Source organism: Burkholderia anthinoferrum, from assembly GCF_002925705.1.
GTDB lineage: Bacteria > Pseudomonadota > Gammaproteobacteria > Burkholderiales > Burkholderiaceae > Burkholderia > Burkholderia semiarida.
Genome location: NZ_LFZP01000052.1, coordinates 728208 through 741035 on the forward strand (window position 1 = coordinate 728208; position 12828 = coordinate 741035).

The 12828-nt window shown below is 68.8% G+C and carries 10 protein-coding genes; all 10 read right to left on the reverse strand.

Annotated elements, in window-relative coordinates; genetic code table 11:
* Positions 1-2 precede the first annotated feature (2 nt).
* Positions 3-1169, reverse strand: a complete 1167-nt coding sequence (locus tag C5F75_RS25990; protein WP_059583017.1) for a glycosyltransferase family 4 protein — start codon at positions 1167-1169, stop codon at positions 3-5.
* Positions 1169-2353: a glycosyltransferase family 4 protein gene (locus C5F75_RS25995; RefSeq protein WP_059583018.1), complete on the reverse strand. Its 1185-nt coding sequence runs from the start codon at positions 2351-2353 to the stop codon at positions 1169-1171. The genes C5F75_RS25990 and C5F75_RS25995 overlap by 1 nt, the downstream gene beginning before the upstream one ends.
* Positions 2350-3816 (reverse strand): O-antigen ligase family protein, encoded by a 1467-nt coding sequence (locus C5F75_RS26000; protein WP_059583023.1) that lies wholly within the window; start codon positions 3814-3816, stop codon positions 2350-2352. Before C5F75_RS26000 ends, C5F75_RS25995 begins: the two co-directional genes overlap by 4 nt.
* Positions 3817-3826: 10 nt before the next feature.
* Positions 3827-4972 (reverse strand): glycosyltransferase family 4 protein, encoded by a 1146-nt coding sequence (locus tag C5F75_RS26005; RefSeq protein WP_059583025.1) that lies wholly within the window; start codon positions 4970-4972, stop codon positions 3827-3829.
* A gap of 43 nt (positions 4973-5015) precedes the next feature.
* Entirely contained in the window at positions 5016-5975 is a 960-nt protein-coding gene (locus C5F75_RS26010; RefSeq protein ID WP_059583028.1) for a glycosyltransferase family 2 protein, read from the reverse strand.
* Between the two features lie 62 nt (positions 5976-6037).
* Complete coding sequence (locus tag C5F75_RS26015; RefSeq protein ID WP_059583031.1) at positions 6038-8263, reverse strand: polysaccharide biosynthesis tyrosine autokinase; 2226 nt, start codon at positions 8261-8263, stop codon at positions 6038-6040.
* Positions 8264-8314: 51 nt separating this feature from the next.
* Complete coding sequence (locus C5F75_RS26020; RefSeq protein ID WP_059583033.1) at positions 8315-9493, reverse strand: polysaccharide biosynthesis/export family protein; 1179 nt, start codon at positions 9491-9493, stop codon at positions 8315-8317.
* Positions 9487-9930, reverse strand: coding sequence for a low molecular weight protein-tyrosine-phosphatase (locus C5F75_RS26025; RefSeq protein WP_059583036.1), 444 nt, complete (start codon positions 9928-9930; stop codon positions 9487-9489). Before C5F75_RS26025 ends, C5F75_RS26020 begins: the two co-directional genes overlap by 7 nt.
* A gap of 30 nt (positions 9931-9960) precedes the next feature.
* Positions 9961-11373: a UDP-glucose dehydrogenase family protein gene (locus C5F75_RS26030; RefSeq protein WP_059639103.1), complete on the reverse strand. Its 1413-nt coding sequence runs from the start codon at positions 11371-11373 to the stop codon at positions 9961-9963.
* Between the two features lie 74 nt (positions 11374-11447).
* The gene (locus C5F75_RS26035) at positions 11448-12821 is read right to left on the reverse strand and encodes an undecaprenyl-phosphate glucose phosphotransferase (RefSeq protein WP_060311804.1); all 1374 of its coding nucleotides are present in this window, start codon (positions 12819-12821) and stop codon (positions 11448-11450) included.
* Positions 12822-12828 lie beyond the last annotated feature (7 nt).

Consider the following 12828-nt stretch of genomic DNA (forward strand, 5'->3'; position numbering starts at 1 on the left):
GTTCAGCCTGCCGCCTGGATCGCCTCTTCGTACACGCCGGCGACGCGCCGCGCGATCACCGCGTTGTCGAAATGCTCGCGCGCGTAGCGCTTGCATGCGGCCTCGTCGGGCAGCGCGATCGCGCCCGACAGCGCGCCGCCGAGCCCTTCCGCGATCGCGTCCGCGCCCGTCGACGGCAGCACGAGATCGTTCGACAACCCGGCGACCGCCTCCGGCAGCCCGCCGACCGGCGTGACCAGCACCGGCGTGCCGGACGCGAGCGATTCGACGGTGATCAGCCCGAAGCCTTCCAGCGCGACCGTCGGCACGACGCTGACCGTCGCCGCGCGGTACAGCGCCGCGAGATGGTGGTCGGGCACGAAGCCGAGCAGCTTCACGTTGTCCTGCAGCCCGGCTTCGTCGATACGCTGCTGCAGTTCCTCGCCGATCTTGCCCTTGCCGGCGATCAGCAGCAGCACATCCGGGTGACGGCGCTTGACGAGGCCGATCGCGTCGATCAGGTCCTCCAGCCCCATGCGCCGCACGAGCCGGCGCACGGCCAGCACGATCGGCCGGTCCTGCGGCAGTTGCAGCTTGTGCCGCGCCTCGGCGGGCGTGAGCGGCGTGTCGAACTGCGCGGTATCGACGCAGCCGGGAATCACGCGCACGCGCGACGGATCGATTCCGTAGCGGTTCGTCAGGATCTGGCCGAACGCCTGCGACAGCACGATCAGCCGCGACGAGCGCGTATAGACGGCCTGTTCGAGATAGCGTTTCGCGCGCTGCCCGAGCGACGCGGCGCCCTCGACCTGGCTTTCGTCGGCCCACGGCCCCTGGAAGTGCGACACCTGCGGAATCCCGCGCGTCACGTCGAGCCCAGGGAACGTGTACAGCGCGAAGTGCGACGAAATCACGTCGGGCCGCTCGGTGCGGATCTCGTCGCGCAGCGCGCGCCGCGCGGCGAGCATCCGGCGCGCGAGCGGCTGCGACGCGGGCCCGAAGCCCTGGATCGCCCCGCCCGTGTCGTCGGCGACCTTCGGCGAGCCGGCGACGAGCCCGCGCACCTCGACGCCCGCGCCGGGCAGCGCGCCGACGAGCGAGTAGTACATCCGGTCGAGGCCGCCCGCGCGTTCGGGGAACCAGTGCATGCCGATCTGCAACGATTTGATCGGCCGGGAGGATTGGGACATCACGGTTGCTCCTGCGTGATTGCATGCTCGACCCGCTCGAACGCGGACGGCTGCGTGGGTTGGCCGATGCGCCGGTAAAGCGCGACGTACTGGGCGCCCATGTGCGCCCAGCCGAAACGGGTCATCAGTTCGCGGGCCGCGTCGCCCATCGCGCGACAGGTGTCGCGCGACGCCGCGAGCGAGCCGATCGCCTGCGCGAGCGCGGCAGGATCGTCCGGGTCCTCCAGCACGATCCCGCACTCGCGCGTGATGATTTCCGCGCCGCCCGCCGTGCGCGCGGTGACGACCGGCAGCCCGGCCGCCATCGCCTCCAGCAGCGACAGGCTCATCGCTTCGTAGCGCGACGGAAAGACATACGCGTCGACCGAGCGCATCAGCGTCGGCATGTTCTTCACGAGCCCGAGGAAATGCACGCGCGAATCGAGGCCGAGCGCGCGCGCTTCTTCCGGATACGGGCTGCCGGGCAGGTAGCCGGCCACCGCCAGATGCACGTTCGCGGGCAGCTTCGTCAGCGCTTTCAGCACGGTGCCGAGGTTCTTGCGCGGCGTGCGCAGATCGCCGACGAACAGCAGCAGGAACGCGTCGTCCGGCAGCTTGAACGCCGCACGGTCGGCCTGCGCGCCCGCGAACGCGCTGCCGTCGACGCCGTTGTAGATCACGCTGATCTTGCGACTGTCGATGCCGAGCCCGGCGATCTCGTCGGCCACCTTCTGCGATACCGCGGTGATCGCGCGCGAGCGCTTGTACGCCCAGCGCTCGAGCACGGTGTTCACGCGCGTGTACACGTACTGGTAAGCCGACCACAGCCCCTTGGTGGGCCCGAACGGATAGTACGGACTCTTGAACCAGCCGCCGTGCACGAAGTGCGCGGTATTCACGTCGGCCTTGATCCACGAGATGAAGCCGTTCACGTGCAGCACGTCGTATTCGCCGCGGTGCGCGCGCAGCCAGGCCGCGCTTTTCAGCGCGAACACCTGCTGCTTGACGAGATTCGACGGCCAGAAGCCGCCGACCTTCACCGGCACCCAGCGCACGCGCGGATCGGCCAGCAGCTCGGGCGCGACATGCGACGCGACCAGCGTGACCTCGTAGTTTTCGGCCAGCGCCGCGCGCGCGATTTCGTAATTGACGCGGCCCTGCCCGTCGTTATGTCGCACGACGTGCGTGACGATCGCGATTCTCAATGGTCGCCTCCCCGTGAACGCGCGGCGGCCAGCAGACGTTGCGCCTTCTGCCAGTGCGCCGCGGCAAGTATCGAAAAAATGGCTGTGAACATCAGCAGGCCGCCGGTGCCGATCAGCGAGTTCGTGAACACGAGCATCGCGAAGGTCGACAGGCACAGGCTCAGGCACGCGCCGACGAACTTGTCCTTGCGCAGCTTGAACGCCGCGCGCAGCGTGCGGCCGAACAGCATCACGACGCCGGCGAGATACAGCAGCGTGCCGGGCCAGCCGAGCACGAACGGCACGTTCATCACGCCGCTGTCGAAGCTGCCGTACTTGCCGAGCTCGCCGCTGTCGCTCGACAGCTTCGTCGACGCGCCGGTCGCGCCCATCCCCTCGCCGGCGACGTCGGTGAACGCGGTCTGCGCGAAGGTCGCGTAGAACTTGTTGCGGTCGTCGTAGCTGCGGTCGTCCTTCAGGTTCGTGATCGACTGCAGGCGCTGGCCGAGCCGGTCGGCCACCGGCCCGACGGTCAGCAGCGGCACGCACAGCCCGACCAGCACGACGCCGCTGATCAGGATCCGCATCCGCACGCGGTTGCTCGATTGCACGAGCTGGATCGCGAGCGCGATCACCCAGCCGCCCCAGGTCGAACGCACGAGACACAGCGCGAACGACACGAAGCCGGCCGCGCCCGCGAACCAGCGGATCTTCTGCGGCGCGACCAGCACGAACACGAGCGCGCCCATCATCGCGAACGCGAACGGGCCCGACGAATTCATTGTGCTGAACACGCGCACGCCGTACGGCACCGGCTCGCCCTGCGAGCCCATCTGCGAGCCGACCATCCACAGCACGTCCCACTGCGGCATCACGAAGTACTGCACGACGCCGTACACGCCCATCACGAGCATGCCCCACATGAAAGTGGACAGCAGCACGTCGCGATACTCCGGATAGTTGCGCGCGTTCACCATGATGTGAAAGCCGATCAGGATCGGGTACAGCCAGTTCGCGAGGTCGTAGGTCGCGGCCATCACGCCGCTCGACACGATCCCGACCAGGTACGCGTACACGAGCCCGAACAGCATCAGCAGCACGGGAATCCCGCGCCGCTGCGCGAGCACGCGGTAATGCCTGACGAGCCCCAGGCCGGCGATCATCGTCACCGCGAGCGGCGCGACCTGGATCAGGCTCGTCGGCGTGAACGCGCCCTTCGACCAGTCGGCCAGGCGCCGCACTTCCGGGCTCAGGAACCACACCCACCACATGAAGCCGACATAGCGCGCCGGGCTCTTGAAATACAGCCAGATGCCGACCGCGATGGCCAGCACCGGGAACGCGAGCGTCAGCACCTTGCCCTGGTGGACGGCGATCAGCGCGGCGGTGAACGCCCACAGTCCGGCCTGCCCGGCCCAGTGCTTCGGCTCGGCGAACCAGCTGCGGGCGCGCGACGGCGCGCGTTCGGCGGCAATCGTACTCATCGATCCGCGCTCACCGCGACGACGCGCTCGAATCCGCGAGCGGCATCGCGACGTCCGCCGCCGCGGGCGTGCGGCGCCGGCGCAGCATGTCGCGCGTGATCCGCACGTGCTGCTCGGCGAACGCCTGCGTGGTCAGGTTGCGTTCGCGCAGGCACGCGGCGGCCGCCCGTGCGCAGTCGAGCGCCGCCGCCGGATCGGCGACGAAGCGGTCGGCGGCCTGGCGCATCGCCTGCGCGTCGAACGCCGGCACGTAGGCGGCAGTATCGTGCGGGAAGTAGTCGCTCAGGCCGCCCACGTCGGACACGATCATCGGCTTGCCGACGGCCGCCGCCTCGAGCATCACGGTGATACCCGACGCGTGGAAATTCGGCCGCAGCGGCACGACGATCACGTCGGCCCACGCGTACAGCTCGTGCTGCTTCGCGAGCCCCGATGCCGAGCCGATCTTCACGTTCGGCGCATGCCACTCGCGCGGCACGCGGCGGCGCGTCGCGAGCCGCACGTCGTAGCGTTCGTCGCCGCCGAACGCGGCGAGAAACGTGCGCCAGTCGCGGTCGCGGTCGTTGCCGATCGCGGCGATCCGCAGCGGCCGGTTCGGCTGCCATTGCCGCGGCTCGACCGGCGGGAAATCCTGCGTGTTCAGCCCGTAATAGACGAACTCGGCTTCGCGCCCGAGGGTGCGGCGGCACAGCTCGGCGTTGTCGCGGGCGAGCGTGGTCAGCACATCGGCGCGCGCGAGCAGCTTGCGGTACAGCCAGCGGCGCGGGCCGCCGAAGCCGTCCCACTTGTCGAACAGCCACACGCTCTGCGCGAGCAGCAGCGGGCGCTTGCCCTGCGCGCCGGCGAGCTTCAGGATCAGCGCGGCGGCCAGATGCTCCTGCTCGGTGTGCGTCCAGATCACGTCGGCGGTGCGCAGCGCCGCGCGGTTGCGCCACGCATGCACGACGTCGAAGCCGAGCGCCGCCTTCAGCGCGCGGCGCGCGAGGCTCACGACGCGGTTCTCGCGCACGTCCTGCGAATAGGTCAGCCGGAATTCGTCGGATTCGGCGTGGTGATAGCCGTACAGGCAGCCGATGCCGTCGCCTTTCCGGTAGGTACGCGGATCGGCGCCGTAGAACAAATGGACGTGAACGTTCGTTGCAGCCTTGGTGGTCATGCGAGCCCTCCGGGCATGGCCGCGCGCGAGGCGCGCAGGCCGTTCAAGACGTCACCGGCGGCATCGCCGCACGGTGGGGGGCGAGGTTCGTGCGGCGTGCATCGCGCGCGCCGCGGCGCACCGCGCGCCAGTGCGCGAGCACGCGGGCGCGCCGCGGGCTCGGCAGCGACAGCAGCACGTGCGCGAAGCCGGGATAGACGCGCGTGCCGACCAGCGTCCACCACCACCACGCGATCTCGCGCCGCAGCGGGGGCAGATGCTCGCGCAGCGTCAGCTGCAGGTTGTACGCGCCGTTGCCGATCGCGTTCAGCGACGCCGCATCGCGCCGGTCGTCGTCGAAGCGCTCGGCCGGGAAATGATCGACGGCGATCGCCGGGTCGTACAGCAGCGTCCAGCCCGCGCGCTGCACGGCCATGCTGAACGCCATGTCGTTGTGCACCTGCGCGCCGGCGCCGCGCAGCCGCGTATCGAAGCGCAGCCGTTCGATCGCCGCGCGGCGGTAGCTCATGTTCGCGCCTTTCAGCATGTCGACTTCACGCGCGCCGCCGACGCCGAGGTGATGATTGCCGACGATCTTGCCCGACAGCGTGAGCTGGCCGACCCGCTCGCGCGATTCGTCGAGCACGCGGCCCTTCTCGTGCACCCAGTCGCGCCCGCCGACCGCGCCCACGCGCGGGTTGGACAGGAACGCGGCTTCGATGCGCGCGAGCCAGTCGGGGTGCGGCGCCGCATCGTCGTCGGTGATCGCGACGATGTCGCCGCCCGCCGAGTCGAGCCCCTTGTTCAGCGCGGCGACCTGCCCGGCCACGTCGACCGGCACGATGCGCAGCGGCAGCGCGCCGCCGACCGCCGGGTCGGCGAGCCGTTCGTGCGTGGCGTCGTCCTCCGGGCGCGCGACGACGATCACCTCGTCGGGCAGCCGCTGCTGCCGCTGCAGCGCCAGCAGGCAGCGCGCGAGGTCGGCGGGACGCCGGTAGGTCGGAACGAGCACGGAAATTTTCATCGAGGGTTCTCCATTCGGCCGGGCCGATGCGGCGCGCGCCGGCCCGGTGTCGTGCAATGCGGTCAAGCGCTCAGGTATTCGTGCACGGCCGCATAGCCGCGGCCGTAGCCGCGCGCCTTCGGCGGCACGCCATTGAAGATCCCGCCTTCCAGATCGACGCCCGCGGTGCGCAGGCGCTTGATCGCATCGGCGATCTCGCCTTCGGTATGCATGCCCGAGCGCAGCACGAGGAACGTCGAGCCGGCCATGCGGCCGATGATGGTCGCGTCGGTCACCGCCAGCACCGGCGGCGAATCGATCAGCACGACGTCGTAGCGCTTGCCGAGCCCTTCGAGGTATTGCGGCAGGCGTGTCGACATCAGCAGCTCCGACGGGTTCGGCGGGCGCGTGCCAGCCGCGATGAACGACAGGCCCTGCACCGGCGTCTCGCGGACCGCTTCCTCGAGCGGCGACTGATCGCTCAGCAGCTCGGACAGGCCCGGCTGCACGGTGAGGCCGAAGTAGCGGTCGAGCATCCCGCGGCGCATGTCGGCGTCGATCAGCAGCACGCGCTTGCCCGAATGCGCGAGCAGCACCGCGAGGTTGACCGTCAGGAAGCTCTTGCCGATGCCCGGCGTCGGGCCGGTCAGCACGATCACGCGATTCTTCGCGTCCATCATCGCGAACTGCATCGCGGTGCGCAGGCTGCGCATGCTTTCGACGCTCAGGTCCTTCGGACGCAGGCTCGCGAGGATCGGCCGCGCGCGGCTGCCGCCCTTCTCCGCCGCCGCGTCGAGCTTCACCTGCTCGGCGCTTTGCGGCACCAGCCCGTACAGCGGCAGGTTGAAGGTGCGCTCGATGCGGTCCGGATCCTCGATGCCCTGGAACAGGTTGCGGCGCAGGAACACGACGCCCGTGCCGAGGATCAGCCCGAGGAACACGGCGGCCGACAGGATCAGCACCTTCTTCGGCTTGACCGGCGCGCCCGGACGCAGCGCCGAATCGATGAGGTGGATGTTGCCGCCCGTGCCGGCCTTCTGCACCGACAGCTCCTGCACGCGGTTCAGCAGCAGCACGTAGATGTCCTCGGCGACCTTCGCGTCGCGCTGGAGCTGGACGGCCTTCACTTCGGTCGCCGGCAGGCTGCGGAAGCGGTTGCTGAACTTGTCCTTCTCACCCTGCAGCTCCGCGAGCTGCTGCTTCGCGGCGATCACCATCGGATGCGAATCGGTGAAGCGCTGCGCGAGCGACGCGAGCTGCAGGCGCTGCGCGGCGATCTGCTGTTCGTACTGCACGCTGCCCTGGAGGTAGACCTTCGCCTCGTCGCTCGCGTTGATCGAGCCCGACGTGCGCTGGTATTGCGTGAGCGCGGCTTCGGCGCGTTCGAGGTCGGCCTTCAGGCGCGGCTCCTCGCCCTTCAGGAAGTCGAGCATCTTGGTCGCTTCCGCCTGCTTCGCGATCACGTGCTGGTTCAGGTACGACTGCGCGAGCGCGTTCGCGATCGCGGCGGTCTGGTCCGGGTCCTTGCCTTCGAGCGAGATCTGCACGACGCCCGTCTGCTTGCCCTGCTCGCTTACCTGGATGCCGGCCTGGAACCCGCTGATCGCGTCGAGATCGTTGTAGCGCACCACCGTGAACTGCGTGCCGGGGCGCGCGACGAGCTTGCTCACGAGCAGCGTCACGCCGCCGCCCTGCGCCGATTCGCCGACGCGGCCGGCCAGCAGCCGCGTGCCGTTCTCGTCGACGAGCGAATAGGTGCCGTTCGGGCCGGCCGTCAGCGTGAGCTTCTTGCCTTCGAGCGCCGGCACGACGCTGATCGAATCGACGTCGGCGACTTCGCCGCCCCACGCGTACGATTTCAGGCCGAGCCACGGCCGCGACGGCTCGCCGGGCGTCGCGACGCGCGCGGCGAGGCTGCCGATCACCGGCAGCGTCTTCGGCGCGATCGAGAAGTTCAGCTTGAACTGCTCGACCACCGGCGCGACGACGCCGCGGCTCTTGATGATCTCGATTTCCGCATCGGTCGGCGCCTGCTGCGGCCCGCTGTTGATCGACGCGCCCGTCTGCGTCTGCGTGAGCGCCTGCGACGTGTTGTCGTTGCCCTCGACCCGCACGTGCACGTCCGCCTGGTAGACCGGCTTCGCGACGAAGCAGTAGAGGCCGGCGAGCGCGACGACCATCACGGCGATGCCGAGCAGCAGCCAGATGTCGTCCAGGATGACCTGGAGCAACTGGCCGAGGACGACGTCCTCTTCCTCGGTCTTCGCGGTCAGGTCCGCGTAGGAGTGTTTCGCTTGCGTGTTCACCATTCGTTCCCGCTTGAGTGGTGCCGGGGGGGCGGACGCCGCCCCGGCGGGCTATCAGCGCGTGATTTGCCGCATGTAGAAGATCGTCTGGATCGTCGGCAGCACCTGCTGCAGCACGCGGTTGAACTGCACCGAACCGGCCGTGCTGACGTAGACGACGTCGAGCGGCTGAAGCGGGAAGCGGCTCGACAGCATCAGCGCATCGGGCTGCGTCATGTCGAGGCGGTACACTTCGGGCTTCGTCGGGTTGTCGCGCATCCCGCGCATCACGTAGATCTTGCGCGGGTTCGCGTCGGTGTCGAGAATCCCGCCGCCCGCGGTCAGCGCATCGGCGATCGTCAGCTTGCCCTTGAGCATCGGCACCGTGACCGGCGTCTTGACCTCGCCCATGATGAACACGCGGCTGTCGCTGCGGTCCGGCACGTTGACGATGTCGCCCGGCTGCAGCATCACGTTCTGCTTCACCTCGCCGCGATCGAGCACGCCGTTCGCGTCGAGCGTGTACAGCTTGCCGTCGCGCGTCAGGCGCACGCGCTGCAGGTCGGCCTCGGCGGTCGAGCCGCCCGAGCGCGAGATCGCGTCGACGAGCGTGAGCGGCACGTCGCTCACCGCGAGCGGGCCCGGCTGCTTCACCTCGCCCGTCACCTGCACCTTCTGGCTGCGGAACGACAGCACGCGCACGTCGAGCTGCGGATTCTTCACGTAGCGCGCGAGGCTCGACGCCATCTCGTCGCGGATCTGCGCGACCGTCTTGCCGGCCACGCGAATCCGGCCGACGAACGGGAAGAAGATCGTGCCGTCGGCGGCCACCGTCTGGCCGTACGGATCGGCCTGACCCGGCAGCGCGGTCGTATACGGCTGCTGCAGCGCGCCCGCGACCGATTGCGTCGTGTTGCCGCCGCTCGAGAACGACTGGCCCTGCGGCGTCGTCAGCTCCGGGTGGTCCCACACGGTGACGCCGAGGATGTCCTGCGGGCCGACGCGATACGTGTACTGCGACGGATCGGTATAGCGCCCGGGCGGCAGCGGATGATCGACCTGCGCTTTCTGCAGCTGATCCATCACCACTTTGGCGTCGATGTAATGAACCGGATAGGTTTCGGCCGCTTCCTGCCGGCCGTCGTCCTTCAGGTTCGACGAGTCGAGGTAGTTGCCGGGCGCGGTTGCACAGGCTGACAGGAAAGTCGTCAGCGCGACGGCAAGCGCCACCGGGCGCATCGGGCGTTTCAGCATAGTTTCTGTAGCCATCCTTGAACCAGACGTTCGATCAGTGAGTAGCTCTCGCGGTAGTCGGCCTCGGGGCCGCCGTGCGGGTCCGCGATCTCGGCCCCTTCCCACTTGCCGAGCAGGTGAACCTTGCCGCGTGCGAACGGATCGACCGATTCGACGGCCGCGATCTGTCCGCGCTCGCTGACGAGAATCAGGTCGGCGTCGCGCACGATCCGGCGCGACAGCCGCCGCGAGCGGTGGGTCGTCGCATCGACGCCCCGCTCGGCGAGCAGTTGCCGCATCACCGGATCGATGCCGTCGCCGTCGTTCGCGTGCACGCCGGCCGAATGGAACGTCGGACGCGGGCCGCCGCGCGACGCGGCGTGCGACTTGAACAGCATTTCCGCCGCCGGGCTGCGGCAGACGTTCGCGTGACAGACGATCAGGATGTTCCGGAACATGGCGTCTCGTAACGAGTGACGGAAAACGGGTTACGCGCTGGCGCGCGCGGCGCCCGGCACGCGCGCGGCGACCGCCTGGCGCGAGCCCGGCCGGCCGATCGGGTGGTACTCGATACCCTGCTCGCTCATCGTCTCCGGCTCGTACAGGTTGCGGCCGTCGAAAATCACGGGCGCCTTCCACAGGCGGCCGAGCGCGACGAAGTCGGGGCTCTTGAACGCCTTCCATTCGGTGACGATCACGAGCGCGTCGGCGTCGCGCGCGGCCTGCGCCTCGTCGTCGACGAAGGACAGGCGCTCGAGCCAGCTCGGGTGATCGGCGAGATCGAGCGCGAGCACGCGGCGCGCTTCCTGCTGCGCGACCGGGTCGTACGCGGCGACGCGCGCGCCGCGCGACAGCAGCTCGGCGATCAGCTCGCGGCTCGGCGCCTCGCGCATGTCGTCGGTGTTCGGCTTGAACGCGAGGCCCCACAGCGCGAACGTGCGGCCGCTCAGGTCCTCGCCGAAGCGCGCGACGATCTTGTCGGCCAGCACGCGCTTTTGCGTCGCGTTGACCGACGACACGGCCTTCAGGATCTGCAGCGACTGGCCGTGCTCGTCGGCCGTGCGGATCAGCGCCTCGACGTCCTTCGGGAAGCACGAGCCGCCGTAGCCGCAGCCGGCGTACAGGAAGTGGTAGCCGATGCGCGGATCGGAGCCGATCCCGCGGCGCACGGCCTCGATGTCGGCGCCGAAGCGGTCGGCGAGATTCGCGAGCTCGTTCATGAACGAGATACGCGTCGCGAGCATCGCGTTCGCCGCGTATTTCGTGAACTCGGCCGAGCGCACGTCCATGTACAGCGTGCGCTCGTGATTGCGGTTGAACGGCGCGTAGAGCTTCTTCATCAGTTCGCGGGCGCGCTCGCCCGGCACGTCGTCGTCGCAGCCGATCACGATGCGGTCCGGCCGCGTGAAATCGTCGACGGCCGCGCCTTCCTTCAGGAATTCCGGATTCGACACGACCGAGAACATCTGGTCGCCGCCGCGCTTCGCGAGCTCCTCGGCGACCGCCGCGCGCACGCGCTCGGCCGTGCCGACCGGCACCGTCGACTTGTCGACGATCACCTTGAAGCCGGTCATGTAGCGGCCGATGTTGCGCGCCGCCGCAAGCACGTACTGCAGGTCGGCCGAGCCGTCCTCGTCCGGCGGCGTGCCGACCGCGATGAACTGCACGTCGCCGTGCGCGACCGCGGCCTCGACGTCGGTCGAGAAGCGCAGGCGGCCGGCCGAGCGGTTGCGCGCGATGACTTCCTTCAGGCCCGGCTCGTGAATCGGCACGCCGCCGTCGTTCAGGATGTCGATCTTTGCCTGGTCGACGTCGAGACAGAACACGTCGTGCCCGATGTCGGCGAGACAGGCGCCGGTGACAAGCCCTACGTAACCGCTGCCGATGATAGTCAGATTCATGATGTGTCGGACCCCTTGACCAATGATTCGAAATTCGGAAAACCGGAATGCCTGCGTGACGCGGCGCGTCGGCGTCAGTACGCGTTGCTGCCGGTGAAGCCTTTCCACAGCGTCAGCACGACGATCTTGATGTCGAGCCAGAACGACCAGTTCTGCATGTAGTACAGGTCGAGCTTCACGCGCCCCATCATCTTCTCGATCTGGTCGGTCTCGCCGCGATAGCCGTTGATCTGCGCCCATCCGGTGATGCCGGGCTTGATCCGGTAGCGGAACATGTAGCCCTTGACCAGATCCTTGTAGATGTCGTCGTGCGCGAGCGCATGCGGGCGCGGGCCCACCACCGACATCTCGCCCTTCAGCACGTTGATGAACTGCGGCAGCTCGTCGAGGCTCGTGCGCCGCAGGAACCGGCCGACCGGCGTCACGCGCGCGTCGTTCTTGGTCGCCTGCGTGACCTGCCCGGCCACTTCCTGGTGCACCTTCATCGAGCGAAACTTGTAGATCTCGAACTCGTGCCCGTCGATGCCCTTGCGCTTCTGCCGAAAGAACACCGGCCCGCGCGAGGTCAGCTTGATCAGCGCCGCGATCAGCACCATCACCGGCGCGAGCGCCGTGAGCGCCGCCAGCGCGAACAGCCGGTCGAACACGAACTTCGGCAGGATCCGCACGTCGGTGATCGGCGACGCCGCGAGGTTGATCGCCGGCACGCCGAGCACCTCGACCACTTCCTGGTTGAAGAACGACAGCGTGCGCACGTCCGGAATGAAGCGGATGTTCACGAAGTCGTGGCGGAACACCGTCACGATATGGTGAATCCGGCGCTCCTCCGTGATCGGCAGCGTGAGCCACAGCTCGCTGATCGCGCGGCTGCGCACGAGCCACACCAGCGAGTCGAACTGCCGCTCGATGCGCACGTCGTCGAGCGCGACTTCGCCCGGCGCCTCGCTTTCGTCGTACACGCACACCGGGTTGAAGCCGGCTTCCGGTCGCGCCCGCATCTGCGCGATCAGCCGTCGCGCCGCGGGCGTGCCGCCGACGATCGCGACCGCCTTCAGGTTGTAGCCGCCGCGGCGCAACTGCCGCAGCACGACGTGCACGCAGGCTTTCGAGCCGGCGAGCAGCGCCATCGTCACGAGCGCCCAGTAACCGAGCCACAGCCGCGACAGGTCGCCCGACTGGTGAAAGCTGAAACTCAACAGGATGCCCGCGAGCTCGACCGCGAGCCACGCGAACGCCACGCGGACCACCAGCCCGACGAGACGCTTGCCGCGCCACGACTGGTAGATGCCGACGGCCGGAAAGAACACGACGACGAGCAGGCAATCGAACAGCACCGTCGTACGTTGCAGGTCGCTGAGCCCGATGCTGCCGTCGTGCAGCGCCGCCGCGATCAGCGCCCCCGTCACGACCATCGCGATATCGATGACTCTCGCCAGCACGCTCAACATGTCCGCT

Bases quoted from the DNA above. Each gene is read 5' to 3' on its own strand.
- C5F75_RS26000 (WP_059583023.1), bottom strand. From the start codon at position 3,816: ATGAGTACGATTGCCGCCGAACGCGCGCCGTCGCGCGCCCGCAGCTGG.
- C5F75_RS25990 (WP_059583017.1), bottom strand. From the start codon at position 1,169: ATGTCCCAATCCTCCCGGCCGATCAAATCGTTGCAGATCGGCATGCAC.
- C5F75_RS26015 (WP_059583031.1), bottom strand. From the start codon at position 8,263: ATGGTGAACACGCAAGCGAAACACTCCTACGCGGACCTGACCGCGAAG.
- C5F75_RS26030 (WP_059639103.1), bottom strand. From the start codon at position 11,373: ATGAATCTGACTATCATCGGCAGCGGTTACGTAGGGCTTGTCACCGGC.
- C5F75_RS26005 (WP_059583025.1), bottom strand. From the start codon at position 4,972: ATGACCACCAAGGCTGCAACGAACGTTCACGTCCATTTGTTCTACGGC.
- C5F75_RS26035 (WP_060311804.1), bottom strand. From the start codon at position 12,821: ATGTTGAGCGTGCTGGCGAGAGTCATCGATATCGCGATGGTCGTGACG.
- C5F75_RS26025 (WP_059583036.1), bottom strand. From the start codon at position 9,930: ATGTTCCGGAACATCCTGATCGTCTGTCACGCGAACGTCTGCCGCAGC.
- C5F75_RS26010 (WP_059583028.1), bottom strand. From the start codon at position 5,975: ATGAAAATTTCCGTGCTCGTTCCGACCTACCGGCGTCCCGCCGACCTC.
- C5F75_RS26020 (WP_059583033.1), bottom strand. From the start codon at position 9,493: ATGCTGAAACGCCCGATGCGCCCGGTGGCGCTTGCCGTCGCGCTGACG.